The sequence below is a fragment of the Leclercia sp. GLN_9 genome, from assembly GCF_043105735.1.
Lineage (GTDB): Bacteria > Pseudomonadota > Gammaproteobacteria > Enterobacterales > Enterobacteriaceae > Enterobacter > Enterobacter adecarboxylatus.
This window is the reverse complement of record NZ_JBICLV010000013.1, coordinates 223,413-248,357: the sequence shown is the minus strand read 5'-3', so window position 1 is coordinate 248,357 and position 24,945 is coordinate 223,413. Positions and strand designations below refer to the sequence as shown.

General features: G+C 55.3%; 19 protein-coding genes. 10 read left to right on the top strand and 9 right to left on the bottom strand.

Features of this window, described 5'->3' with window-relative positions:
- Positions 1–3 precede the first annotated feature (3 nt).
- The 3 genes from pqiA to rlmKL are packed head-to-tail and all read right to left on the bottom strand — an operon-like array spanning position 4 to position 5,304.
- Positions 4–1,257, bottom strand: a complete 1,254-nt coding sequence (pqiA, locus tag ACF8PE_RS08070) for a membrane integrity-associated transporter subunit PqiA (RefSeq protein WP_032617394.1) — start codon at positions 1,255–1,257, stop codon at positions 4–6.
- Between the two features lie 18 nt (positions 1,258–1,275).
- Positions 1,276–3,183, bottom strand: a complete 1,908-nt coding sequence (locus ACF8PE_RS08065) for an ABC transporter ATP-binding protein (protein WP_262659995.1) — start codon at positions 3,181–3,183, stop codon at positions 1,276–1,278.
- A gap of 12 nt (positions 3,184–3,195) precedes the next feature.
- Positions 3,196–5,304 carry a bifunctional 23S rRNA (guanine(2069)-N(7))-methyltransferase RlmK/23S rRNA (guanine(2445)-N(2))-methyltransferase RlmL gene (gene rlmKL, locus ACF8PE_RS08060; protein ID WP_262659993.1) on the bottom strand — a complete coding sequence of 703 codons (2,109 nt, stop codon included), beginning with the start codon at positions 5,302–5,304 and terminating at the stop codon, positions 3,196–3,198.
- Positions 5,305–5,403: 99 nt separating this feature from the next.
- On the opposite strand from rlmKL, the gene ACF8PE_RS08055 reads away from it, so the two are divergent.
- Positions 5,404–6,513, top strand: coding sequence for a YcbX family protein (locus tag ACF8PE_RS08055; protein WP_263755857.1), 1,110 nt, complete (start codon positions 5,404–5,406; stop codon positions 6,511–6,513).
- On the opposite strand, the gene zapC is transcribed toward ACF8PE_RS08055, so the two are convergent.
- Both zapC and pyrD read right to left on the bottom strand, forming a co-directional pair.
- Positions 6,510–7,046 carry a cell division protein ZapC gene (gene zapC, locus ACF8PE_RS08050; RefSeq protein ID WP_032617388.1) on the bottom strand — a complete coding sequence of 179 codons (537 nt, stop codon included), beginning with the start codon at positions 7,044–7,046 and terminating at the stop codon, positions 6,510–6,512. The two genes, ACF8PE_RS08055 and zapC, sit on opposite strands and share 4 nt — an antisense overlap.
- A gap of 168 nt (positions 7,047–7,214) precedes the next feature.
- A complete protein-coding gene (gene pyrD, locus ACF8PE_RS08045; protein ID WP_059308350.1) occupies positions 7,215–8,225 on the bottom strand; it encodes a quinone-dependent dihydroorotate dehydrogenase in 1,011 nt (336 codons plus the stop codon).
- A gap of 248 nt (positions 8,226–8,473) precedes the next feature.
- Between pyrD and ssuE the strand changes: the two genes are divergently transcribed.
- The 5 genes from ssuE to ssuB are packed head-to-tail and all read left to right on the top strand — an operon-like array spanning position 8,474 to position 12,714.
- Positions 8,474–9,049 (top strand): NADPH-dependent FMN reductase, encoded by a 576-nt coding sequence (ssuE, locus tag ACF8PE_RS08040; protein WP_392494754.1) that lies wholly within the window; start codon positions 8,474–8,476, stop codon positions 9,047–9,049.
- Positions 9,042–10,004 (top strand): sulfonate ABC transporter substrate-binding protein, encoded by a 963-nt coding sequence (locus ACF8PE_RS08035; protein ID WP_262659990.1) that lies wholly within the window; start codon positions 9,042–9,044, stop codon positions 10,002–10,004. Before ssuE ends, ACF8PE_RS08035 begins: the two co-directional genes overlap by 8 nt.
- Positions 10,001–11,146, top strand: coding sequence for an FMNH2-dependent alkanesulfonate monooxygenase (gene ssuD, locus ACF8PE_RS08030; protein WP_059308353.1), 1,146 nt, complete (start codon positions 10,001–10,003; stop codon positions 11,144–11,146). The genes ACF8PE_RS08035 and ssuD overlap by 4 nt, the downstream gene beginning before the upstream one ends.
- Positions 11,147–11,155: 9 nt before the next feature.
- Entirely contained in the window at positions 11,156–11,947 is a 792-nt protein-coding gene (gene ssuC, locus ACF8PE_RS08025) for an aliphatic sulfonate ABC transporter permease SsuC (protein ID WP_392494753.1), read from the top strand.
- Positions 11,944–12,714 carry an aliphatic sulfonates ABC transporter ATP-binding protein gene (gene ssuB, locus ACF8PE_RS08020; RefSeq protein ID WP_032617381.1) on the top strand — a complete coding sequence of 257 codons (771 nt, stop codon included), beginning with the start codon at positions 11,944–11,946 and terminating at the stop codon, positions 12,712–12,714. The genes ssuC and ssuB overlap by 4 nt, the downstream gene beginning before the upstream one ends.
- Before the next feature lie 89 nt (positions 12,715–12,803).
- Here the strand turns inward: ssuB and pepN are convergent, their stop codons facing one another.
- Entirely contained in the window at positions 12,804–15,416 is a 2,613-nt protein-coding gene (gene pepN, locus ACF8PE_RS08015) for an aminopeptidase N (RefSeq protein WP_392494752.1), read from the bottom strand.
- 264 nt (positions 15,417–15,680) lie between these two features.
- Here pepN and pncB point away from each other — a divergent pair, with 264 nt between their 5' ends.
- The 4 genes from pncB (at position 15,681) to aspC (ending at position 21,506) form a co-directional block, all read left to right on the top strand.
- On the top strand, positions 15,681–16,883 hold the full coding sequence (gene pncB, locus ACF8PE_RS08010) for a nicotinate phosphoribosyltransferase (RefSeq protein ID WP_032617379.1): 1,203 nt from the start codon (positions 15,681–15,683) through the stop codon (positions 16,881–16,883).
- Between the two features lie 161 nt (positions 16,884–17,044).
- Positions 17,045–18,445 carry an asparagine--tRNA ligase gene (gene asnS, locus ACF8PE_RS08005; protein ID WP_059308356.1) on the top strand — a complete coding sequence of 467 codons (1,401 nt, stop codon included), beginning with the start codon at positions 17,045–17,047 and terminating at the stop codon, positions 18,443–18,445.
- Between the two features lie 606 nt (positions 18,446–19,051).
- Entirely contained in the window at positions 19,052–20,131 is a 1,080-nt protein-coding gene (locus ACF8PE_RS08000) for a porin (RefSeq protein WP_392494751.1), read from the top strand.
- Positions 20,132–20,315: 184 nt separating this feature from the next.
- Complete coding sequence (gene aspC / locus ACF8PE_RS07995) at positions 20,316–21,506, top strand: aspartate transaminase (RefSeq protein ID WP_032617376.1); 1,191 nt, start codon at positions 20,316–20,318, stop codon at positions 21,504–21,506.
- Between the two features lie 112 nt (positions 21,507–21,618).
- On the opposite strand, the gene ACF8PE_RS07990 is transcribed toward aspC, so the two are convergent.
- The 3 genes from ACF8PE_RS07990 to ldtD form a co-directional block, all read right to left on the bottom strand.
- The gene (locus tag ACF8PE_RS07990) at positions 21,619–22,266 is read right to left on the bottom strand and encodes an MBL fold metallo-hydrolase (RefSeq protein ID WP_032617375.1); all 648 of its coding nucleotides are present in this window, start codon (positions 22,264–22,266) and stop codon (positions 21,619–21,621) included.
- Positions 22,267–22,285: 19 nt separating this feature from the next.
- Positions 22,286–22,834, bottom strand: a complete 549-nt coding sequence (locus tag ACF8PE_RS07985) for a YcbK family protein (RefSeq protein ID WP_059308360.1) — start codon at positions 22,832–22,834, stop codon at positions 22,286–22,288.
- A 177-nt stretch (positions 22,835–23,011) separates the two neighbouring features.
- A complete protein-coding gene (gene ldtD, locus ACF8PE_RS07980) occupies positions 23,012–24,835 on the bottom strand; it encodes a L,D-transpeptidase (RefSeq protein WP_032617373.1) in 1,824 nt (607 codons plus the stop codon).
- Positions 24,836–24,945 lie beyond the last annotated feature (110 nt).

The window sequence follows — 24,945 nt, the reverse complement described above, 5'->3', positions numbered from 1 at the left end:
CTTTTATTCATCCTCATGGCTCAGTTCTGACTCACGATCCCACGATAAACGCGGATCGAAAGTCATGGCCGCAAACATGGTCATAATTACGACCAGTGCAAACATCAGCGCCCCAATTGCAGGGTAAATACTCATTAACCCGCCGATCCGCACCAGGGCAGACAGAACGGCAATCACGAAGACGTCAATCATTGACCAACGTCCAACAAACTCGACGACTTCATAAATCAAATGCATCCGCTCGCTATCCCGCTTGCCGTGTCCTTTGGCATCCCAACAGAGCCAGGCAATCGCAATCATTTTGAGCGTAGGAACCATAATACTGGCGATAAAAATCACCAACGCCACGGGATAAGACCCCTCGCCCCACAGCAGAACCACCCCGGCCATGATGGTGGAGGGCATTTTATCGCCCAACAGATCGGTGATCATAATCGGCAGGATGTTGGCAGGGAAATAGAGCATGATCGAAGTGACGAGCAGCGCCATCGTCCACTGGAGACTGTTTTTGCGCCGCACATGCCCTTTTGTTTCGCAACGTGGACAGATTTCCTGGTCAACGGGGAGGATCGCCGTACAGCAGGGACACAGACGAAGATTCTGTTGGATACCCGGCACACCGACCTTTAGCTTTTGCGACAGCACGGGCGCCGGGGCGATATCGTCCCAGGCCCAGCGGCGGTCAACACACTGAAACGCGCGCAGTTGCAGGATGCAATAGAGACACCAGGGAATAAAGCTGCTGCCAACGCCCACGTCGCCGTAGGCCATCAGTTTGACAAAGCTCACCAGGATCCCGGCAAGAAAAATCTCCGCCATCCCCCAGCTTTTTAACTGGAACAGGATCCGCGCCAGCCTGATTTTCAGTGCCCTGGGTATCTGCACGCGGTTCACCAGCAGCAAAATCACCACCAGGCAAAACGCTGGCACGATCTGGACGAAAAGCATAAAGAAAGTGCCCAGACTGGCGTAATCTTCCGAGAACATAACACCGGGTATATCCAGCAAATGCACTTCGCTGGTGATACCACTCACTTTCATGTTGATAAAGGGAAACAGGTTGGACAGAAGCAGCATGAACAGCGCAGCAATAGCATAAGCAGTGGGACGCTGCCGCGGCGCGTCCCACTTCGTTGTCAGCGTTGTCCCGCACCGCGGGCATGCCGCTTTGTGTCCATGCTCGAGCGCGGGTAGCGCCACGAGCATATCGCACTGGGAGCATAAAATATGCCGATCGGCATGGTGATGTTCACACATACTGGCTCCATGTTTCACTTATGCGCCGTTTTTCAGAGCCTCAAGATATTCCCAGCGTTCAAATGCCTCTTCCAGCGCCTGCTCAGCCTGGGCCATATCGGCAAGAACTTTTTGCGTATGGTCATGCGGCTGGCTAAAGAATGACGCGTCGGCCACCTGAGCCTGCAAACTTTCCAGACTGGCTTCCAGCTCTTCCAGACGCTGCGGCAAGCCTTCGAGTTCGCGCTGCAGGTTATAGCTTAATTTATTACTGCCACGTTTGACCGTTTCTGCTTTGGTTACCGCAACGTCCGCTTCGCTCTTCACTTTTGACTGTTTCGTCGCCAGCGACTGCGCCTGCTGGCCACGGGCATCATGGTAGCCGCCCACGTAGCGTCCGATACGGCCCTGCCCTTCGAAGATCCAGCATTCGGTAACGGTATTGTCCACAAACTGACGATCGTGGCTGACCAGCATTACCGTTCCCTGATAACTATCAATCAGTTCTTCAAGAAGTTCCAGCGTTTCCACATCAAGATCGTTTGTCGGTTCATCGAGAATCAGCAGGTTGCTGGGTTTCAGGAACAGACGCGCCAGTAACAGACGGTTACGCTCCCCCCCGGAGAGAGCACGAACCGGAGTCATCGCCCGTTTAGGATGGAACAGGAAGTCCTGCAGATAGCCCAGCACGTGACGCGGTTTCCCATTTACCATCACCTCCTGCTTACCTTCTGCGAGGTTGTCCATGACCGTTTTGTCCGGGTCCAGTTCGGCACGGTGCTGGTCGAAGTAAGCCACTTCCAGCTTGGTCCCGCAATGGATGCGGCCGCTGTCGGCCTTCAGTTGTTCCAGCATCAGCTTCAGCAGGGTCGTCTTGCCACAGCCGTTCGGGCCGATCAGGGCAATTTTATCCCCGCGCTGAACCTGGGCGGAAAAGTCTTTCACCAGCACTTTGCCGTCTACCTGGTAGTTGACGTTTTCCATCTCAAAGACGATTTTGCCTGAGCGGCTCGCCTCTTCGACCTGCATTTTCGCGCTGCCCATTATTTCACGGCGTTCGCTGCGCTCACGGCGCATCGCTTTCAGGGCGCGGACGCGGCCTTCGTTACGGGTACGACGGGCTTTGATGCCCTGACGGATCCATACCTCTTCCTGAGCCAGCTTGCGGTCGAATTCAGCGTTTTGCAGCTCTTCTACCCGCAGGTTTTCCTCTTTTTCCAGCAGATAGGTATCGTAATCGCCAGGATAGGTCACCAGCTTACCGCGGTCGAGATCGACAATGCGGGTTGCCATGTTGCGAATAAACGAACGGTCATGCGAAATAAAGATAATGGTGCCGCCGAAGGTTTTCAGGAACCCTTCCAGCCAGTCGATGGTTTCAATATCGAGGTGGTTAGTCGGTTCATCAAGCAGCAGCACTTTCGGCCCGCTGACCAGCGCCCGGCCCAGCGCAGCCTTACGCAGCCAGCCGCCGGAGAGGGAGGCCAGCGGCATATCCGCTTCCAGCCCTAACTGGGCCAGCACTTCGTTGATACGGTTTTCCAGCTGCCACAGACCATGGTGATCCAGCAGTTCCTGCAAACGCGCCATCTCGTTGAGGTTTTTGGTGCTCGGGTCGGTCATCACCAGGTGCGAGATCTCGTGGTAACCTTTCAGGTATTCCGCCTGCTCAGCGATCCCCTCGGCCACAAAATCATAGACACTGCCCTGCACGTTACGTGGCGGATCCTGTTGCAGACGCGCCACCACCAGGTCCTGCTCGTACACGATACGTCCGTCATCCAGACCCTGCTCACGGTTCAGGATCTTCATCAGGGTCGATTTACCTGCGCCGTTACGGCCTACCAGACAGACACGTTCGTTATCTTCGATATGCAGCTCTGCATTATCGAGAAGCGGTGCGTCGCTGAAGGACAGCCACGCGCCATGCATACTAATTAATGACATTTACTTTTCCTTTCAGGCGGCGGTGATCAGCCAGCAGTTGTGGATCTGACGGTTACGGGCAAAATCCTGGGACAGGGTTTTTTGACTGATTTCTTGTGCTTTCAGCCCCAGTTGTTCCAGCCCTTCATGATCCATGCGGAAGCCGCGTTTGTTGTTCGAGAACATAATGGTGCCGCCTTTACGCAGCATCCGTTTGAGATCCTTCATCAGCGCCAGATGGTCGCGCTGCACATCAAAAGACTCTTCCATGCGTTTGGAGTTGGAGAAGGTCGGCGGATCGATAAAGATCAGATCGAACTGTTCATCCGATTCGCGCAGCCAGCCCAGCACGTCGGCCTGCAGCAGACGGTGCGCCCGGCCAGTGAGGCCGTTGAGACGCAGGTTACGCTCTGCCCACTCCAGATAGGTGCGGGACATATCCACCGTGGTGGTTGTGCGTGCGCCACCCAGACCCGCATGCACGCTGGCACTGCCGGTATAAGAGAAGAGGTTCAGGAAGTCTTTACCTTTGCTCATCTGGCCCAGCATACGACGGGCGATACGGTGGTCGAGGAACAGACCGGTATCAAGATAGTCTGTCAGGTTCACCCACAGGCGGGCGTTATATTCGCCCACTTCGATAAACTCGCCCTTGCTGTTCATCTTCTCGTACTGATTTTTACCCTTCTGACGCTCACGGGTTTTGAGGATCAGCTTGTTCGGGGCGATATTCAGTACGCTGATGGTTGCAGCGATGATATCAAGCATACGCTGACGCGCTTTTTGCGGATCAACGGTTTTCGGTGGGGCATACTCCTGCACGACCACCCAATCGCCGTAGCGGTCGACCGCCACGTTGTACTCCGGCAGATCGGCGTCATACAGGCGATAGCACTCAATCCCTTCCTGCTTCGCCCATTTTTCAAATTTCTTCAGGTTCTTACGCAGACGGTTGGCGTAATCTTCCGCAATGCTGGCTGGCTTGCTGTCGGCTTCTTTCTCGGCCAGGTGATAATTCTTCTGTACACAGTCCAGCGGGCCGTTTTTGGCTGTGAACTGACGCTCGGCGCGCAGCTGCAGGCAGCTCAACAGCTCCGGCGAGGCGCTGAACAGCGACAGATTCCAGCCGCCAAACAGATCTTTCATGGTGCGACCCAACAGGCTGTGCAGGGCAATCAGCGCCGGTTCGCTGTCCAGACGTTCGCCGTAAGGCGGGTTGCTGATCACCGTGCCGTACGGGCCTTTTGGCAGTGGGTTGGTGAGTTGGGAGACATCTTTCACCTCAAAGGAGACCAGATCGCCAATCCCGGCGCGACGGGCGTTGCTGCGCGCGCGTTCAATCACGCGGCTATCGCTGTCAGAGCCGTAGAAACGGGACTCATAGGCTGCCAGACCTGCGCGCGCACGGGTCTGCGCTTCGGCTTTGACATCCTGCCAGGTGGCTTCGTCGTGCTGTGCCCAGCCTTTAAAGCCCCACTGGCCGCGGTGCAGGCCCGGTGCGCGATCGGTCGCCAGCATGGCCGCTTCAATCAGTAGCGTACCGGAACCGCACATCGGGTCGAGCAGCGGCGTACCCGGCTGCCAGCCGGAACGCATCACAATGGCCGCCGCCAGGTTCTCTTTGATCGGCGCGATACCTGCCCGGTCGCGGTAACCGCGCTGGTGCAGGCCTTCGCCACACAGATCCAGCGCGATACTGGCGATCTCTTTGTTCAGACGCACGTTGATACGCAGGTCAGGGTTTTCACGATCGACGTTCGGACGTTCAAGATTTTTACGGGTGAAGCAGTCAACGATGGCATCTTTGACCTTCAGCGCGCCATACTGGCTGTTGCGGATCTCGTCATTCAGGCCGCTGAAGTGCACGGCAAAAGTGGCGCCCGGGGCAAAAATCTCTGTCCAGTCGATAGTCTGCACGCCCAGATAAAGATCGAGATCGCTGTAAACCTTGCACTCTCTCATCGGCAACATGATGCGTGAGGCCAGGCGACTCCACATCAGGCTCTGGTAAATAAGCCGCGTGTCGCCCTGAAAATGGACCCCACCCTGAACCACCTGGCACTCTTGCGCACCCAGGTTTTCCAGTTCAGTTTTTAACAGCTCTTCCAGCCCACGGGCCGTACTGGCAAACAGAGAATTCATATCGTCACTTTTACTCTAAGAAAATTGCTGCGCATTATAGCCAATCCAGGCGCTATGTCATAAAGTTGAGGGCTTATTTTCATTTGAGGGAGCGGTGCCGTGGCGACGTTATCCAGGCTTTTCATTCATCCGGTCAAATCCATGCGCGGTATTGGGCTGACGCATGCCTTCGCAGACGTCAGCGGTTTTGCGTATGATCGCACTTTTATGATCACAGAACCGGATGGCACCTTTATTACCGCACGCCAGTTCCCACAGATGGTTCGTTTCACCCCGGCCCCGGTTCAGGACGGCCTGCATCTTACCGCACCAGACGGTTCCAGTAGTCTTGTTCGCTTCAGCGATTTTGCCTCTGCGGATGCGCCTACCGAAGTATGGGGCAACCACTTTACCGCGCGTATCGCCCCCGACGCGATCAACCGCTGGCTGAGCGAATTCTTTTCGCGCCCGGTACAGCTCCGCTGGGTCGGGCCTGAAATGACGCGACGCGTTAAAGATTTTGCCGCGGTTCCGCTGTCGTTTGCCGACGGCTTCCCGTTCCTGCTCACTAACGACGCCTCCCTGCGCGACCTGCAAAAGCGCTGCCCGGCCAGCGTGCAGATGGAGCAGTTCCGCCCGAATCTGGTGGTCACAGGCGCAACGGCCTGGGAAGAGGATACCTGGAAAGTGATCCGCATCGGGGAGGTTATCTTTGACGTGGTGAAACCCTGCAGCCGCTGCATCTTTACCACCGTCAGCCCGGAAAAAGGACAAAAGCACCCTGCCGGTGAACCGCTAAAAACGCTGCAATCGTTCCGCACCGCACAGGATAATGGCGATGTCGATTTTGGTCAGAACCTGATCCCGCGCAGCAGCGGGGTGATCCGCGTAGGCGACGAAGTGGAAATTCTCTCCACAGGGCCAGGCCGGATCTACGGCGCAGGGGCTGAGGAAGAGGCTATCGAAGTAGAGACGCAGCCCGCGACGGCTATCACTATTCAGTGGCAGGGTCAGACGATCCGTGGCAACAATCAGCAGGTATTACTGGAACAGCTTGAACAGGCCGGTATTCGTGTGCCCTATTCCTGCCGGGCGGGGATCTGCGGATGCTGTCGCGTTACCCTGGTCGAAGGCGAAGTAACGGCGTTGAAGAAATCGGCTATCGGCAGTGACGGCACGATTCTGTGCTGCAGCTGCGTACCGAAAAGTGCGTTACAGCTGGAAGCTTAAACAGCCTGCTCGAGGCTGAAACAGACCGGCTGCGGTTTTAGCCGGTCATTCATCACTTTAATCGGGTCGCCCAGCTGCATGGTGCGCCCGGCAATGGTCACCGATGGCTGCGCCAGTAAACAGAGCGCGGCATTATCGCCCGGCTCCACCACCAGCAAATTCACCTGCTCGGCATTCTCGCTCAGGCTGACGCACGCGGCATCGCCGGTGACGGGAGACCAGCGCTCGTTGTGAGCAAGAAAGTGCCAGCTTTTCGGCATCTGAGGTTTAAGGAAGCGTATCGCCACCAGCGCATTGAGCACCAGCTCGGCGCGTTGTTCTTTCGACAGTTCGAGGTCACGGCACTTCTCTTCAAAAGAGAAATAGAGTGCAGCATCATCAACGCAAAAACCGGTATCGGCAAAGGCATCCGGGGTCAACATCCTGCGGGCAAAACGAGAACGAAACAACATACCATTGGCCAGATCGAGCATCATGCGATCGTGCTCGTCACAGAAATACCAGCGCCAGTTATCGTCAGGTTTAATTCGCATTTGTCTCTCCCGTTCCTAAAACGTCCTGTCGTAAGAAAGTCCTGTATTGCCGCTTCGCTTTTTAAACTTCAATAATCAAAGACCACAATGTCTAATAAAGCAACAGTCCGGGAATATAAAACAACCAGAGCTGGAAATAAAGCCCTGGTTGTGAGTCATGATAAAAGATTAGATATGATTAACGATTTCTTTAATCAGCGGTGGGCCTTTGAAAATAAAGCCCGAATATATCTGCACCAGCGAAGCGCCAGCCGCCATTTTCTCGCGCGCGGCCATCACTGAATCAATTCCCCCCACCCCAATAATTGGCAGGCGGCCCTTCAATTCTTCTGACAGACGACGAATAATTTCAGTGCTTTTTAACTGCACCGGACGCCCGCTCAGGCCGCCCATTTCGTCGCAATATTTCATCCCCTGCACTAAAGAACGGTCGAGGGTCGTATTAGTGGCAATAACGCCATCAATATTATGGCGAACTAAACTGTCGGCCACCTGCGCCAGCTCTTCTTCGGTCAGATCCGGGGCGATTTTAACAGCCACCGGAACATATTTATGGTGGGTCGCCTGGAGTTCATTTTGCTTATTTTTGATGGCGACTAACAAATCGTCGAGCGCTTCACCATATTGCAGCGTGCGCAGGCCTGGGGTGTTAGGTGAAGAGATATTCACCGCAATATACCCGGCGTAGGCGTAGACTTTTTCCATACAAATCAGATAGTCATCTTTGCCCTGCTCTACCGGCGTGTCTTTATTTTTGCCGATATTAATGCCCAGAACGCCATCGAAATGCGCTTTCTTCACATTCTCGACCAGATGATCGACGCCGAGGTTATTAAAGCCCATGCGGTTGATCAGCCCTTCGGCCTCCACCAGACGGAACAGGCGCGGCTTGTCGTTACCCGGCTGTGGACGTGGCGTGACGGTGCCAATTTCAATGGAACCAAAGCCCATCGCACCCAGTGCATCGATGCACTCGCCGTTTTTATCCAGCCCTGCTGCCAGACCCAGTGGGTTTTTAAAGGTTAATCCCATGCAGGTGACCGGCTTCTCCATCACTCTCTGGCGCACCAGCGCTTCAAGCGGGGTTCCCGTAATACGGCGTAATTGCTGGAATGTAAATTCATGAGCGCGCTCAGGATCGAGCTGGAAAAGGGCTTTACGAACGAAGGGGTAGTACATGAACTCTCCTGGATTCCCGGTGTGCAAACCGGGGGCGTATTATCTGCGATTGCAGCGGGAAAGGGAATTGACCTGGGGCAAAAAAAGCGCCCTGCCGCGCAATCGTTTACTTTTCATTCCTCCTTTATTCATTTTTTGGCATTTATTCTGCAGATAAATCATTTAGTGGAATAAGTCAGCAATGCCACACTGCCAACAAATGTTATCAATGTTAGATAAAAGCAAACAATTGGTTATAAGGAGCATTTATGCGCGTCATTACGTTGGCTGGCAGTCCGCGATTCCCTTCCCGCTCCAGCGCGCTGCTGGAGTACGCCCGGGAGCAACTCACTTCGCTGGATGTTGAAGTGTTCCACTGGAATCTGCATAACTTTGCCCCGGAAGATCTTCTTTATGCGCGTTTCGACAGCCCGGCGCTAAAAACCCTGAATGAGCAGCTTAAAGATGCCGACGGGCTGATCGTCGCAACGCCGGTTTATAAAGCCTCGTTTTCCGGTGCCCTGAAAACCCTGCTCGACCTGCTGCCGGAGCGCGCGCTGGAAGGCAAAATTGTCCTGCCCCTGGCGACTGGCGGCACCGTCGCCCACCTGCTGGCGGTAGATTATGCCCTGAAGCCCGTCCTCAGCGCCCTGAAAGCTCAGGAGATACTGCATGGCGTGTTTGCCGATGATTCGCAGGTGATCGATTACCAGCACAAGCCGCACTTTACCTCGAATTTACAGACCCGTCTCGACAGCGCGCTGGAGACGTTCTGGCAGGCGTTGCACCGCCGCGACGTCCAGGTTCCTGCTTTTGGTCTTCAGAAAGGAGTCGCCCATGTTTAAATCCCTGGTCCGTACAGGCCTCGCAGGGCTTCTGGCCTTTTCTGCCCTGGCGCACGCTGCCGAGCCTGCCCCGGATAGCCTGCGTATCGGCTACCAGAAAGGCAGCGTCAGCATGGTATTGGCGAAAAGCCACCAGCTGCTGGAAAAACGCTACCCGGACACCAGATTCTCCTGGGTGGAGTTCCCGGCAGGCCCGCAGATGCTGGAGGCGTTGAACGTCGGCAGTATCGATCTCGGCAGCACCGGCGATATCCCGCCCATCTTCGCTCAGGCCGCCGGGGCAGATCTGGTCTACGTTGGCGTGGAGCCGCCCAAACCGAAAGCCGAAGTGATCCTGGTTCCTGAAAACAGCCCGATTAAAACCGTCGCAGACCTTAAAGGTCATAAAGTCGCTTTTCAGAAAGGCTCCAGCTCACACAATCTTTTATTGCGCGCCCTGCAGCAGGCAGGACTGACGTTTAAAGATATTCAGCCGGTTTATCTGTCACCGGCGGATGCGCGCGCCGCCTTCCAGCAAAACAACGTGGATGCCTGGGCCATCTGGGATCCCTACTACTCCGCAGCCCTGTTGCAGGGTGGCGTGAGGGTGCTTAAAGATGGCGAAACCCTGAAACAGACCGGTTCCTTCTACCTTGCCGCTCGCCCTTATGCCGAGAAAAACGGTGAATTTGTTCAGGGCGTCCTGAATACCTTTAGCGAGGCGGATGCCCTGACTCAGAGTCAACGTCAGGCCAGTATCGCCCTGCTGGCAAAAACGATGGGTCTCCCGGAGCCGGTGATTGCCACCTATCTGGATCACCGCCCGCCTACCGTCATCAAACCGGTGGATGCCAATACCGCCGTGTTACAGCAGCAAACCGCTGATCTTTTCTACGACAATCGCCTGGTCCCGAAAAAAATTGATATTCGCGACCGTATCTGGCACCCCACAGCGCTGAAAGGAGATAAGTCATGAGTCTGAATCTGTTCTGGTTTTTACCTACCCATGGTGATGGTCATTATCTTGGCACCGACGAGGGCGCACGCCCGGTGGATCATGCTTATCTTCAGCAGATAGCCCAGGCGGCAGATCGGATTGGCTTTACCGGGGTGCTGATTCCGACTGGCCGCTCCTGCGAAGATGCATGGCTGGTGGCGGCATCGATGATCCCGGTGACACAACGCCTGAAGTTTCTGGTGGCCCTGCGTCCGAGCGTGACCTCTCCGACGGTGGCCGCACGCCAGGCTGCGACCTTGGATCGCCTGTCGAACGGACGGGCGCTGTTTAACCTGGTTACCGGTAGCGATCCGCAGGAGTTGGCGGGAGACGGTGTCTTCCTGGATCACACCGCGCGCTATGAAGCCTCTGCTGAATTTACCCACGTCTGGCGTCGTCTGCTGGAAGGTGAGAACGTGACCTTCGAGGGCAAACACATTCATGTTCGCGATGCGAAACTCTTCTTCCCGCCGATCCAGCAGCCGCGCCCGCCACTCTATTTTGGCGGTTCATCGGACGTCGCCCAGGACCTGGCCGCCGAGCAGGTAGACCTCTACCTCACCTGGGGCGAGCCGCCGGAACTGGTTAAAGAGAAGATTGAGCAGGTGCGTGCCAAAGCGGCGGCCCGGGGTCGTCAGGTGCGCTTCGGGATCCGTCTGCACGTGATTGTGCGCGAAACCACGGAAGAGGCGTGGCAGGCCGCTGACCGCCTGATCGCCCATCTGGACGACGCCACCATTGCCAAAGCCCAGGCCGCCCTGGCCCGTACCGATTCCGTAGGGCAACACCGGATGGCCTCTCTGCACAACGGCAAGCGAGAGAATCTGGAGATCAGCCCGAACCTGTGGGCGGGCGTGGGGCTGGTGCGCGGCGGTGCGGGCACGGCGTTAGTGGGTGATGGCCCAACCGTCGCGGCGCGGATTAATGAATACGCCGGACTCGGTATCGACAGCTTTATTCTTTCCGGTTATCCGCATCTGGAAGAGGCGTACAAGGTGGGCGAACTTCTGTTCCCGCATCTGGATGTTGCCATTCCTCAGATCCCGCAGCCGCAGCCCCTGTTGCAGCAGGGTGAGGCGATCGCGAATGAATTTATCCCGCGTAAAGTCGCCCAGAGTTAAGGAGATCGCATGGCTAACCCTTCCCGAAAATGGCTGCTGCGCATTGCGCCCTGGCTGCTCCCTGTGGGTATTGTCCTGATCTGGCAGCTGGCCTCCTCCGTGGGTTGGCTGTCGAGCCGCATACTGCCCTCCCCGGAGGGCGTTGTGGCGGCGTTCTGGTCGCTGAGTGCCAGCGGTGAGCTGTGGCAGCATCTGGCGATCAGCTCTTGGCGCGCGGTCATTGGTTTTTCAATCGGTGGATCGATTGGCCTGACGCTGGGTCTGATCAGCGGCCTGTCCCGCTGGGGCGAGCGTCTGCTGGATACTTCCATCCAGATGCTGCGCAACGTGCCGCATCTGGCGCTGATCCCGCTGGTGATCCTGTGGTTTGGTATCGATGAGTCGGCGAAAATTTTCCTCGTCGCCCTCGGCACCCTGTTCCCGATCTACATCAACACTTGGCACGGCATTCGTAATATCGACCGCGGGCTGGTGGAAATGGCGCGCAGCTACGGTTTGTCCGGCTTGGCTCTGTTTATCCATGTCATCCTGCCGGGCGCCCTGCCCTCGATCATGGTTGGCGTGCGCTTCGCCCTCGGCCTGATGTGGCTCACGCTGATCGTGGCGGAAACCATCTCCGCTAACTCCGGTATTGGTTACCTGGCAATGAACGCCCGCGAATTCCTGCAGACCGACGTGGTGGTGGTCGCCATTATTCTTTACGCCCTGCTCGGCAAACTGGCGGATGTGAGCGCCCAGTGGCTTGAACGCCGCTGGCTGCGCTGGAATCCGGCCTACGCGATTAAGGAGGCACACGCATGAATACGGCTCGCTTAAACCAGGGTACGCCGCTGCTGCTCAACGGCGTCACCAAACGCTACGGCGAAAACACCATTCTGAACGAGCTGGAACTGCATATCCCGGCCGGGCAATTCGTGGCGGTCGTGGGCCGCAGCGGTGGCGGTAAAAGCACCCTGCTGCGCCTGCTGGCCGGGCTGGAGGCGCCAGACGGCGGTGAACTGCTGGCCGGGAACACCCCGCTGGCAGAGATCCAGGAAGATACCCGCATGATGTTTCAGGACGCGCGTCTGTTGCCGTGGAAAACGGTGATAGATAACGTCGGGCTGGGGCTGAAGGGTAACTGGAAAGCGCAGGCGTTGCAGGCCCTGGCCGCCGTCGGGCTGGACAATCGCGCAAGTGAGTGGCCTGCTGCCCTTTCCGGTGGGCAAAAACAGCGCGTGGCGCTGGCCAGAGCGTTGATCCATCGCCCGGGGCTGTTGCTGCTGGATGAACCGCTGGGGGCGCTGGATGCGCTGACGCGGATCGAGATGCAGGATCTTATTGTCTCGTTATGGCAGGAGCATGGCTTTACGGTGCTGCTGGTCACTCACGATGTGAGCGAAGCCGTAGCCATGGCCGACCGGGTACTGCTGATTGAGGATGGCAGGATAGGGCTGGATCTGACGGTGGACCTTCCACGCCCTCGCCGGATAGGTTCAGCGCGGCTTGCGGAGCTGGAAGCGGAGGTGTTGGAGCGGGTGATGGCGCGTGGGGTGACGGAGCGTCATTTAGCGACGGCCAATGCCTGATGCGCTTATCCACACAGATAACGTGCAGAGATTAAAAACGGCAACCGAGGTTGCCGTTTTGCTTTTAGCTTACCGCCGGACGTTTACTGTCAGGCCAGCGCTTTACTGATCTTCTCGTACAGATCCCCGGACAGATTCTCCAGCCCTTTCAACTGCTCCAGTGCGGCACGCATCTTCGCCTGACGTTGCTCATCGTAGCGTTTCAGACGGATCAGCGGCTCAATCAGACGCGACGCCACCTGTGGGTTACGGCTGTTAAGCTCTGTCAGCATCTCCACCATAAACTGGTAGCCGCTGCCATCTTCCGCATGGAAAGCGGCCGGGTTGCTGCTGGCGAAGGCGCCAATCAGGGAACGGACGCGGTTCGGGTTGCTCAGGGTGAATGAGCGGTGGTTGAGCAGGCTGCGCACTTTGTTTACCACGTCGGCTGCCGGGCTGGTGGATTGCAGAATAAACCACTTGTCCATCACCAGACCATCCTGATGCCATTTATCGTCATACGCCTGCATCAGGGCATCACGGCACGGCAGCTCTGCGGCTACGCTGGCGGTCAGCGCGGCCAGGGCATCGGTCATGTTGTCGGCCGTATGGTACTGCTGGCTGACCAACTCGTTGGCGAGCGTCGTCTCGCCAAACGCCAGATAGCGCAGGCAGGTATTACGCAGCGCGCGCTTGCCGATATCGGCATGCTCAACGCGGTACGCATCCAGCTTGTGGAGGTTGTAAATGGCGAGGAACTCATCCGCCAACTCGGTCGCCAGAGTACGGGTCAGGGCTTCACGCACGGCCACAATCGCAATCGGGTCGATAATCTCAAACAGCTCGGCGATTTCCGTTGCAGACGGCAGGGTCAGAATTTCAGCCGCCAGCGCCGGGTCGATCTTCTCATCCAGCAGGATCGCGCGGAATGCATCCGCAACGTGGACGGGTAGAGACAGCGGCTGGCCCTGCTGATGACGGTTCACGTTGAGTTTGATGTAGGTTGCCAGCAGACTCTGAGCGGCATCCCAGCGGGAGAAGTCATTGCGCGCGTGACGCATCAGGAAGGTCAGCTGCTGATCGCTCCACTTGTACTCCAGCTTGACCGGCGCGGAGAATTCGCACAGCAGCGCAGGCACCGGCTGGAAGTAGACGTTATCAAACACGAAGGTCTGCTCGGCCTGAGTCACGTTCAGCACGTTATGTACCGGATGACCGCCTTTTTGCAGTGGGATCACCTTGCCTTCGTTGTCATACAGCTCGATGGCGAACGGAATATGCAGCGGGTGCTTCTCTTCCTGCTCAGCCGTCGGCGGTGTGCGCTGGCTGATGGTCAGGGTGTACTGCTCGGTTTCCGGGTTGTAGTCGTCTTTGACGGTCACAATCGGCGTACCGGCCTGGCTGTACCAGCGGCGGAAGTGGGACAGATCGACATTAGAAGCATCTTCCATCGCCTGTACGAAATCGTCGCAGGTGGCGGCGCTGCCGTCGTGGCGCTCGAAATAGAGCTGCATCCCTTTCTGGAAATTCGCTTCCCCCAGCAGGGTGTGGATCATGCGGATGATTTCAGAACCTTTCTCATACACCGTCAGGGTGTAGAAGTTGTTCATCTCGATCACTTTATCCGGGCGGATCGGGTGCGCCATCGGGCTGGCATCTTCCGCAAACTGCAGGCCGCGCATGGTGCGCACGTTATTGATGCGGTTTACTGCGCGCGAGCCGAGGTCAGAGCTGAACTCCTGATCGCGGAAGACGGTTAAGCCCTCTTTCAGGCTTAGCTGGAACCAGTCGCGGCAGGTGACGCGGTTGCCGGTCCAGTTATGGAAGTATTCGTGGCCGATAACGCGCTCGATATCGAGGTAGTCTTTATCGGTGGCGGTATCGGTACGCGCCAGCACATATTTGGAGTTAAAGACGTTAAGGCCTTTGTTCTCCATCGCGCCCATATTGAAGAAATCGACGGCGACGATCATGTAGATGTCGAGGTCATATTCGAGGCCGAAACGCTCTTCGTCCCACTTCATGGAGTTGATGAGAGAGGTCATCGCCCATGGCGCACGATCGAGGTTGCCGCGATCGACAAACAGCTCCAGCGCCACTTCGCGACCGGAACGGGTGGTGAAGGTGTCACGCAGGACGTCAAAATCACCTGCCACCAGCGCAAACAGGTAGCACGGTTTCGGGAACGGATCCTGCCACTGCACCCAATGACGGCCGTTTTCCAGCTCGCCCTCACCCACGCGGTTGCCGTTGGAGAGCAGGAACGGATAGGTGGCTTTATCGGCGATGATTTTAGTGGTGAAGCGGGCCAGCACATCCGGGCGGTCGAGATACCAGGTAATGTGACGGAAACCTTCGGCTTCACATTGGGTACAGAGCGCGACGCCCGACTGGTATAACCCCTCAAGCGCGGTGTTGGACGCCGGACTGATTTCGTTAACGATGCGTAATGTAAAGCGCTCCGGCAGATTATCGAGCACCAGCTGGTTGTTTTCTTCTTTATAGTCAGTCCATGCGGTGTCGTTTACGTGTATCGACACCAAGGTCAGATCTTCGCCATCAAGGCGCAGCGGCACTGCCGTGGCGTTATGGCGTGTCACCTGGCTTACCGCCGTGACAACGGTTTTAGTGGCATCCAGGTCAAAAGTCAGATCGATATCGCTAATCAGGTAATCCGGCGCACGGTAGTCGTGGCGGTATTTGGCTTGAGGCTGTTGTGTCATAGAAAACCTTTTGCATCGTTTGTCGAATAACGAGTCAGTCTATTCCTGTTGTGTAAATCGCGCTATGCAGAATGTTCATCTTTTCAGTCACAAACACTCTATTTGCTACATTTTAATAACATGCGGCACGAAATGCACTCGACCCTGGTCCAGGCTTATGGTGTGATCGGGGTTCAATAAATCGCTAAACAAGGTATACTCCAGCGGTTTCATTAGTCGTTTATTGTACTAAACGCTCCCGTGAGAGGATGCTACTGCGCACCTATGACTCGATTCGCTTCACCTGTTCTGCATACGCTGCTGGATACCGACGCGTATAAATTGCATATGCAGCAAGCCGTTTTTCACCACTACCACGACGTACAGGTCGCGGCTGAGTTCCGCTGCCGTGGTGATGATTTGCTTGGGATCTATGCTGATGCCATTCGTGAGCAAGTCGACGCTATGCAACATCTTCGTCTGCGGGACGAGGAATTCCAGTGGCTTTCCGGCCTGCCTTTCTTTAAAGAAGACTACCTGCAATGGCTGCGGAATTTCCGCTATGACCCGGCCCAGGTTCAGATCAGCAATGATAACGGCAAGCTGCATATTCGCCTGGAAGGCCCGTGGCGCGAAGTGATCATGTGGGAAGTGCCGCTGCTGGCGGTGATCAGCGAGCTGGTACACCACTTCCGTTCCCCGGAGGTCAGCGTTGATCAAGCGCTGGATACCCTGGAACATAAGCTGGTTGATTTTGCCCAACTGACCGACTCGCTGGATATGTCGCGTTTCCGGCTGATGGATTTTGGCACCCGCCGTCGTTTCTCCCGCGAGGTGCAGCAGGCCATCGTCGAACGGCTGCAGCAGGAGCCGTGGTTTGTCGGCACCAGTAATTACGATCTGGCCCGCCGCCTGAACCTGACCCCAATGGGCACCCAGGCGCATGAGTGGTTCCAGGCGCATCAGCAGATCAGCCCGGAACTGGCCACCAGCCAGCGTGCGGCGCTGGCGGCCTGGCTTGAAGAATACCCGGACCAGCTCGGCATCGCCTTAACCGACTGTATTACCATGGATGCCTTCCTGCGTGATTTCGGCCCGGAGTTCGCCACCGCCTATCAGGGGCTGCGCCATGACTCAGGGGATCCGCAGGAGTGGGGCGAGAAAGCCATTGCCCATTATCAAAAGTTAGGCATCGATCCGATGAGCAAAGTGCTGGTCTTCTCCGATAATCTCGACCTGCCAAAAGCGGTAGGCTTGTACCGGCACTTCTCTTCACGCGTAAACCTGGCCTTTGGCATCGGCACCCGGTTGACTTGCGATATTCCTCAGGTAAAACCGCTGAATATCGTCATTAAACTGGTGGAATGTAACGGTAAGCCGGTGGCAAAACTCTCCGACAGCCCGGGCAAAACTATTTGCCATGACAAAGCTTTCGTACGCGCACTGCGTAAAGCGTTCGACCTGCCACAGATAAAAATCGCCAGTTGATCCTTTCAGGGAGTCTGCCCGGCTCCCTTTCTCATTTATTTCTTATTTCTTTTCTTATCAGAGCGAAATCTGCTTGTCTGATGGCGGATGCCAGGTAACATAGATATCCCCCCATTGAAGGGGATACAGATTTTATTTTTGGACTACATAGAGAGATTATTATGAGCGTTGTGCCTGTAGCCGACGTACTCCAGGGCCGCGTAGCCGTTGACAGCGAAGTCACCGTGCGCGGATGGGTGCGTACCCGCCGAGATTCAAAAGCTGGCTTTTCATTCCTCGCCGTTTATGACGGTTCCTGCTTTGATCCTGTACAGGCCGTTATTAATAATTCTCTGCCCAATTACAATCAGGAAGTGCTGCGTCTGACCACCGGCTGTTCCGTGGTTGTCACCGGTAAGATCGTGGCCTCTCAGGGCCAGGGTCAGAGCTTTGAACTGCAGGCCACCTCAATTGAAGTGACCGGCTGGGTTGAAGATCCGGATACTTACCCGATGGCGGCAAAACGCCACAGCATCGAATATCTGCGTGAAGTGGCTCACCTGCGTCCGCGTACCAACATGATTGGTGCCGTGGCCCGTGTGCGTCACACTCTGGCGCAGGCGCTGCACCGTTTCTTTGACGAACAGGGCTACTTCTGGGTCTCCACCCCGCTGATTACCGCCTCCGACACCGAAGGCGCTGGCGAGATGTTCCGCGTCTCCACGCTGGACATGGAAAATCTGCCGCGCACGCCGGAAGGCAAAGTGGACTACGACAAAGATTTCTTTGGCAAAGAGTCCTTCCTGACCGTATCTGGCCAGCTGAACGGCGAAACCTACGCCTGCGCACTGTCCAAAATCTACACCTTCGGCCCAACCTTCCGTGCCGAGAACTCCAACACCAGCCGTCACCTGGCGGAATTCTGGATGCTGGAACCGGAAGTGGCCTTCGCCAACCTCGATGACGTAGCTGGCCTCGCGGAAGCGATGCTGAAATATGTCTTTAACGCGGTGCTCACCGAGCGCGCTGACGACATGAAATTCTTCGCCGAGCGCGTCGACAGCGATGCAATCTCCCGTCTGGAGCGTTTCGTCTCTGCTGATTTTGCGCAGGTCGATTACACCGATGCGGTGACGATCCTCGAAAATTGCGGTCAGAAATTTGAGAACCCGGTTTACTGGGGTGTTGACCTCTCCTCCGAGCACGAACGCTACCTGGCCGAGAAACACTTCAAAGCCCCGGTGGTCGTGAAAAACTATCCGAAAGACATTAAGGCGTTCTATATGCGCCTTAACGAAGACGGTAAAACCGTTGCCGCGATGGACGTCCTTGCCCCGGGCATCGGTGAAATTATCGGTGGTTCTCAGCGTGAAGAGCGTCTGGATGTGCTGGATGCGCGTATGGCTGAGATGGGCCTCAATAAAGAGGACTACTGGTGGTATCGCGATTTACGCCGTTACGGCACCGTACCGCACTCCGGTTTCGGTCTCGGCTTCGAGCGTCTGATCGCTTACGTGACCGGTGTTCAGAACGTGCGTGACGTTATTCCTTTCCCGCGTACCCCGCGCAACGCCACCTTCTGATTCAGTAACACTCAATGGCCAGCCTCTGCTGGCCATTATTTTATTCTGCACTGTCAAATTTTGTCAGTTGAAAGTCAATATCCTTAAAGCGCAACCCCGCAAAATCCTCTCCACTGTTACGCTTTATTTCCATGAAATATCTTTGCACACAAAATAAACCACAGTCTTATTGCGCCTAATACTTATCTCAAGCATTAGCACATTTTTCGTACAAAAATACGGCTATCCAGATGTCCATCTTCAACGATAAGAAAAATAGTGTGCTAATGCTTCGGATCATAAAAAAAGTCGTTAGCTGAAATTAAGATAAGCAATTCATATAGATAGAATTAGTCGAGCTTTAATTTTGACCATTCAACTCTGAACTTTGAGATGCTTCACAAAGTTCCTTAAAATACATCTTTTGTTACACATATTTTCCTCTTGTAACTGATTCTTTAGGTTTGTAGCACATTCAGGCTAGCGAAACGTGGATTTGAATGGAAAGATGCCTGTCAGACACATAAAGACACCAAACTCTCATCAATAGTTCCGGAAATATTTATTGACAGAATTTATTGACGGCAGTGGCGAGTGTCATAAAAAAACCAATGAGGGTAATAAATAATGATGAAGCGCAATATCCTGGCAGTGGTTATCCCTGCCCTGCTGGCAGCCGGTGCAGCTAACGCAGCAGAAATCTATAACAAAAACGCTAACAAGCTGGACTTCTACGGTAAAGCAGTAGGCGAACACCAGTGGACCACTAACGGTGATACTTCTAACGCTGACACCACCTATGCGCGTATCGGCTTTAAGGGTGAAACCCAGATTAATGACCAACTGGCTGGTTACGGTCAGTGGGAATACAACATGGACGCCTCCGGTCAGGAAGGCAAACAGGGTACTAAAACCCGTCTGGCATTCGCAGGCCTGAAAGCCGGTGAATACGGTTCATTCGATTACGGTCGTAACTACGGCGTGTTCTACGATGCGCTGGCTTCTACCGATATGTTCGTTATCTGGGGCGGCGACTCCCTGGCTGCATCCGACAACTTCATGACTGGCCGTAGCACCGGTCTGGCTACCTACCGTAACTCTGACTTCTTCGGTCTGGTTGACGGCCTGGCGCTGGGTCTGCAGTACCAGGGCACAAACACGTCTAACCACGATACCGAGCGTCAGAACGGCGACGGCGGCAGCTACTCTCTGGGTTATGACTTCGCTGAAGGCTTCAACGTAACTGCAGCCTACTCTAACTCCGATCGTACTGCTGCGCAGAACCGAGACGGTAAAGGCGAACGTGCTGAAGGCTGGGCAACCTCCCTGAAGTATGACGCAAACAACCTGTACGCAGCGGTAATGTACGGCGAATCTCAGAACATGACTCGTGAAAACGACAGCCAGTTCGCTAACAAGACTCAGAACGTTGAAGCTGTGGTTCAGTACCAGTTCGACTTCGGTCTGCGTCCATCCGTGGGTTACGTACAGTCCAAAGGTAAAGATCTGACTGCTCGTAACGGTTTCAGCGGTGGCGATGCTGACCTGGTGAAATACGTAGAAGTGGGTACCTGGTACTACTTCAACAAGAACATGAACGTGTACGCTGCGTACCGCTTCAACCTGCTGGACGACAACAGCTACACTGAAGCAACTGGCCTGTCTACCGACGACCAGGCGGGTGTTGGTATCGTTTACCAGTTCTAATCAGTACACCACTTTGTTATATGTCTAAAAAACAGGGCTTCGGCCCTGTTTTTTTATGCCTGAAAGCTAAAAATGGCGACTTTTGAAAAGCCGCACGCTTTTTGTAGCAAACGGTTGGCATTTTGTAGAACTATCGTTAACCTGATAGCGGATTTCACTTCCGTAACCACAATGGAACTTCGTCATGTTTGAGAACATTACCGCCGCCCCTGCCGACCCAATTCTGGGCCTGGCCGATCTGTTTCGTGCCGATGACCGCCCTGGAAAAATCAACCTGGGTATTGGTGTCTATAAAGATGAGACCGGCAAGACCCCGGTGCTGACCAGCGTTAAAAAAGCTGAGCAGTATCTGCTGGAAAACGAAAATACCAAAAACTACCTCGGCATCGACGGTATTCCGGAATTTGGTCGTTGCACTCAGGAGCTGCTGTTCGGCAAAGGCAACGCGATTATCAACGATAAACGCGCCCGCACCGCACAGACCCCTGGCGGTACTGGCGCCCTGCGCGTGGCAGCGGATTTCCTCGCTAAAAATACCAGCGTAAAAACGGTCTGGGTGAGCAATCCAAGCTGGCCGAACCATAAGAGCGTTTTCAACTCTGCTGGTCTGGAAGTGCGTGAATATGCTTACTACGACGCGGCGAATCACGCTCTCGACTTTGACGGTCTGCTGGCCAGCCTGAGCGAAGCGCAGGCGGGTGATGTGGTTCTGTTCCATGGCTGCTGCCATAACCCAACCGGCATCGATCCTACGCTTGAGCAGTGGGAACAGCTGGCGAAGCTGTCCGTCGAAAAAGGCTGGCTGCCGCTGTTCGACTTCGCCTACCAGGGCTTTGCCCGTGGTCTGGAAGAAGATGCCGAAGGCCTGCGCGCGTTCGCTGCGCTGCATAAAGAGCTGATTGTTGCCAGCTCCTATTCCAAGAACTTCGGTCTGTACAATGAACGCGTAGGTGCCTGTACACTGGTCGCTGCCGATGAGCAGACTGTCGATCGTGCGTTCAGCCAGATGAAATCCGTTATTCGTGCCAACTACTCCAACCCACCGGCTCACGGTGCGTCTGTGGTGGCAACCATTCTCAGCAATGACGCACTGCGCGCTATCTGGGAACAGGAGCTGAACGACATGCGTCAGCGTATTCAGCGCATGCGCCTGCTGTTCGTGAATACCCTGGCGGAAAAAGGCGCGAATCGCGACTTCAGCTTCATCATCAAGCAGAACGGCATGTTCTCCTTCAGCGGCCTGACCAAAGATCAGGTTCTGCGTCTGCGTGAAGAGTTTGGCGTGTACGCGGTGGCTTCTGGTCGTGTTAACGTGGCGGGTATGACGCCGGATAACATGGCGCCACTGTGCGAAGCGATCGTCGCGGTGCTGTAATGCTTTAAGCCGGGCGACACTGCGGTTGCCCGGCTACATGATGCAGGCCCGGTAAGCGCAGCGCCACCGGGCAAAAAAAAGCCTGCTTTGAGCAGGCTTTTTTATTTGTTCGTTACCAGACCGGCAGTTCATCCTGGAGGAACGGATTATGCAGCCGTTCGTAGCCCAGGGTGGACATCGGGCCGTGGCCGGAAATAAAGGTCACATCATCACCCAACGGCAATAACTTCTCTTTGATGGAGCGAATCAGCTGACCGTGATCGCCACGGGGGAAATCGCTGCGCCCTACTCCGCCTTTGAAGATCACGTCGCCGGAAATCAGCAGACGCGACTGGTCATCAAAGAAGACAATATGGCCTGGCGTATGTCCGGGGCAATGGAATACCTGTAAAGTCACATTACCGACGCTGACGCGCTCACCTTCATTCAGCCAGCGATCGGGCGTAAAAGGCAGACATTCATCCAGACCGAACATACGGCTTTGTGCCGGCAGGCCCTGCAGCCAGAACTCATCTTCTTTTTCCGGGCCTACGATCGGCACACCATAATGTTGCGCCAGCTCGGCCGCAGCCCCCACATGATCGAGGTGACCGTGAGTCAGTAAAATCTGCATTAAGGTCACGCCAGCGGCTGCGACTTCCTGTTTGATTTTATCTGCATCACCACCGGGATCGACCAGGGCTGCCAGTTTGGTTTGCTCACACCAGATAAGCGAACAGTTCTGGGAGAACGCGGTGACCGGAATAATACGATAGTTCATACTGCTCCTGATTTCGTTATTACCAGTGCCGCAATGGCCCGGTATCAATATGCACAAAGTTGCTACGTGGGTAATATCCTACACCACCTGCGCGCATAGATAACGCAGCTTTGCGAACATTGGCTAACGAAACGCCTTCAATATGAAAATCCATCGCCTGCCCTTTGGTGTGATAACTTTTTTTAGCGACCCCACGGCTGTGGGCGCGTAATTCGTTATTCGTATCAAGGGAGCGGTAACCAGAGATCAGCTGGACCGGTTTACGGGTTCCCAGCAGGCCCTGCAGGCGGTAAAGCTGATCGAATAATCCTGGATCGATGGCTTTAATCTTATTTGCGCGGAAATCACGGAAAAAGTGATTCAGCTTTGCTAATTCATCCTGAATATAGCCCCGTCCATCAAAAAACTCGGCTTTGATAGACTCACCTGTATGCAGGTTATTGAGCGTCAAAATACGAGGTCTGGGGGTGGAGAGCGTGGCAAATGATGGCGTCGGTAAGATGGCAGCGCTCAGCGCAATGCCCCCTAACGCCAGCAACTTACGGCGATTAGCGTCGAATTTGTCCATGATAATCAGGTCTACAGGTCAGTGTTATCGTATATATGCAATACAGCGCACGAAAGGCACCTTACCGGGCAAACCTGTCAGCGTCAAGGTAGCAAAACCAGGAAATACGGGGCTTGCAGCCGCAAGCCCCGTATCTTTTCACCACTTAAAACAGCAGAATTTTCCGAACTTGTTCATTTATCTGATCAATTGTTCAGCCTTTGTCAGGATTTGGGTATTAGACCGGGCAATCTCATCATAATTGTAAATATCTGTACGATACTGGGTTCTACCGTCCTTACCCACGAAGGCAGTCAGATAGTACAGATTAACCGGAATATTTTGGCGGATATTCACATAACGCGTGTCGCCTTGCTTCAGCGCGTCGGAGATACGTGTGTCGTTCCAGCCTGCATCCTGTAACAGCATGTTCGCCAGTTCAGACGCCTTATTTACACGTACACAACCGGAGCTAAGTGCGCGAACGTCTTTCTGGAACAGGTTGTGGTTAGGCGTATCGTGCAGATAGATAGCATCCGAGCTAGGCATATTGAATTTATACCGCCCCAACGAGTTATGCGCCCCAGGTGCCTGCTGGAAACGGAATGGCAGATTCGCAGGGGTAATGGTCGCCCAGTCTACTCGCCACGGATCGATGGCCTCTTTACTGTTCCAGCCTCGCAGAACGGTGTAGTTGTGACGTTCAAGATAACCCGGGTCATTCCACACTTTCGGCAGAATATCTTTGCGCGCCAGCGTCGGAGGCACGTTCCATGGCGGGTTAACCACCACGTTATTCAGCGCGCTGCTCATCATCGGCGTTTTACGATCCGGGCGACCGACAATCACTCTTGATGCCAGTACCTCATTGCCGTTCTGATAATAGACCAGTGAAAAGGCCGGGATATTCACCATAATGCCGGTAGAGAGTGTTCCCGGCAGCAGGCGCAGACGCTGGATGTTCAGCGCCAGTACCCCGGCACGCTGGGCAGGGGTGAGATTCAGCGCATCACGGGTGCCCTGGCCAATAACGCCATCCGCACCCAGCCCCTGAGTGATCTGGAAGGCTTTTACCGCCTCGACAAGGCTGCGGTCATAGGAAGCCGGTTTGCTGGAGACGGGCTTCGTTTTCTTTTCGAGCGCCGGGGCGGACGGGCTGACCACCACGCTTTGCGAATCGTCACCCGGCAGAGCAATTTTAGGCCCACCGTCGAGTACGCCGGAGCGTTTCAGGATTTCACGCAGGGCCGGTACGTCGCTGCTCCACTGCCCTGGACTCAGTTTGGTGGTGCTCCGTAGCTGCGGCCAGGGTTTCGTATCGGCCACCAGTTCCAGCAGTGATTCGTGCATCACCGCATACTGCGGATGGGTCGGCGCAAGACCGGCAATAAAATGCGGCACCGTCCCGTTATCCAGTGCCAGCTGCCACTGGTTTATCACTGACAGCGGCGGTGTTGCCATCTTGTACGGCTTGGTGCTGTAGAGCCAGCGGTTACCGTTGACCGGGATCCCCGCCACAAATTGCAGATAGCCCATCATGGCATCCGACAGAATCACGTCCCGCGCCATTCCGGTTATCGCAGGCTGGGTCAGCAGTTCCACCCAGGCAGTAAATTGCGGCTGGAAACCGGCGATAGCGACTTCAGCAAGCTGTTGCTGGAACGCCCGCACGGCCTCGCGATCGTCCCACATGGGTTTCATGTCGCGGGCGGCATACAGCAGCGTAAGCTGGTTGAGATAGACCGGGGAGTATCCCGCAGGCAGGGCCGACAGCAACTGTTCGCGGCGTTGTTCCGCGCTGACATCGGCAGGCAGCGGTCGAATCCCGGCCATGATGGCGGTGGCTGGCGATTGATCCAGCGGTTGTGACAGCGACGTAGGCTGCGCGCCCATAGTGGCGGAGCTGTCGACAGGAACCAGTTCGGGCTCATCGGCCCGGGCGTTAAACAGTGGAGCCACTACTACTGTCAGGCATAAACTGAGTGCTGACAGCTGACGACCATACATTTTATTCAGCAACATCCCTTGCCCCCTGTTTGCTTTACGTCGCGCCCTCATCACCGGGGCTTCATTTTCATTATAGGAAGACAGACCGGTACCAGCCTTGCCTTATGTAAAGAAGTTTAAAGTTA

Bases quoted from the DNA above. Each gene is read 5' to 3' on its own strand.
- pncB (WP_032617379.1), top strand. From the start codon at position 15,681: ATGACTCGATTCGCTTCACCTGTTCTGCATACGCTGCTGGATACCGAC.
- ldtD (WP_032617373.1), bottom strand. From the start codon at position 24,835: ATGTTGCTGAATAAAATGTATGGTCGTCAGCTGTCAGCACTCAGTTTA.
- ACF8PE_RS08035 (WP_262659990.1), top strand. From the start codon at position 9,042: ATGTTTAAATCCCTGGTCCGTACAGGCCTCGCAGGGCTTCTGGCCTTT.
- aspC (WP_032617376.1), top strand. From the start codon at position 20,316: ATGTTTGAGAACATTACCGCCGCCCCTGCCGACCCAATTCTGGGCCTG.
- asnS (WP_059308356.1), top strand. From the start codon at position 17,045: ATGAGCGTTGTGCCTGTAGCCGACGTACTCCAGGGCCGCGTAGCCGTT.
- ssuD (WP_059308353.1), top strand. From the start codon at position 10,001: ATGAGTCTGAATCTGTTCTGGTTTTTACCTACCCATGGTGATGGTCAT.
- ssuB (WP_032617381.1), top strand. From the start codon at position 11,944: ATGAATACGGCTCGCTTAAACCAGGGTACGCCGCTGCTGCTCAACGGC.
- ACF8PE_RS08000 (WP_392494751.1), top strand. From the start codon at position 19,052: ATGATGAAGCGCAATATCCTGGCAGTGGTTATCCCTGCCCTGCTGGCA.
- ACF8PE_RS07985 (WP_059308360.1), bottom strand. From the start codon at position 22,834: ATGGACAAATTCGACGCTAATCGCCGTAAGTTGCTGGCGTTAGGGGGC.
- ACF8PE_RS08065 (WP_262659995.1), bottom strand. From the start codon at position 3,183: ATGTCATTAATTAGTATGCATGGCGCGTGGCTGTCCTTCAGCGACGCA.
- pepN (WP_392494752.1), bottom strand. From the start codon at position 15,416: ATGACACAACAGCCTCAAGCCAAATACCGCCACGACTACCGTGCGCCG.
- pqiA (WP_032617394.1), bottom strand. From the start codon at position 1,257: ATGTGTGAACATCACCATGCCGATCGGCATATTTTATGCTCCCAGTGC.
- zapC (WP_032617388.1), bottom strand. From the start codon at position 7,046: ATGCGAATTAAACCTGACGATAACTGGCGCTGGTATTTCTGTGACGAG.
- ACF8PE_RS07990 (WP_032617375.1), bottom strand. From the start codon at position 22,266: ATGAACTATCGTATTATTCCGGTCACCGCGTTCTCCCAGAACTGTTCG.
- pyrD (WP_059308350.1), bottom strand. From the start codon at position 8,225: ATGTACTACCCCTTCGTTCGTAAAGCCCTTTTCCAGCTCGATCCTGAG.
- rlmKL (WP_262659993.1), bottom strand. From the start codon at position 5,304: ATGAATTCTCTGTTTGCCAGTACGGCCCGTGGGCTGGAAGAGCTGTTA.
- ssuE (WP_392494754.1), top strand. From the start codon at position 8,474: ATGCGCGTCATTACGTTGGCTGGCAGTCCGCGATTCCCTTCCCGCTCC.
- ssuC (WP_392494753.1), top strand. From the start codon at position 11,156: ATGGCTAACCCTTCCCGAAAATGGCTGCTGCGCATTGCGCCCTGGCTG.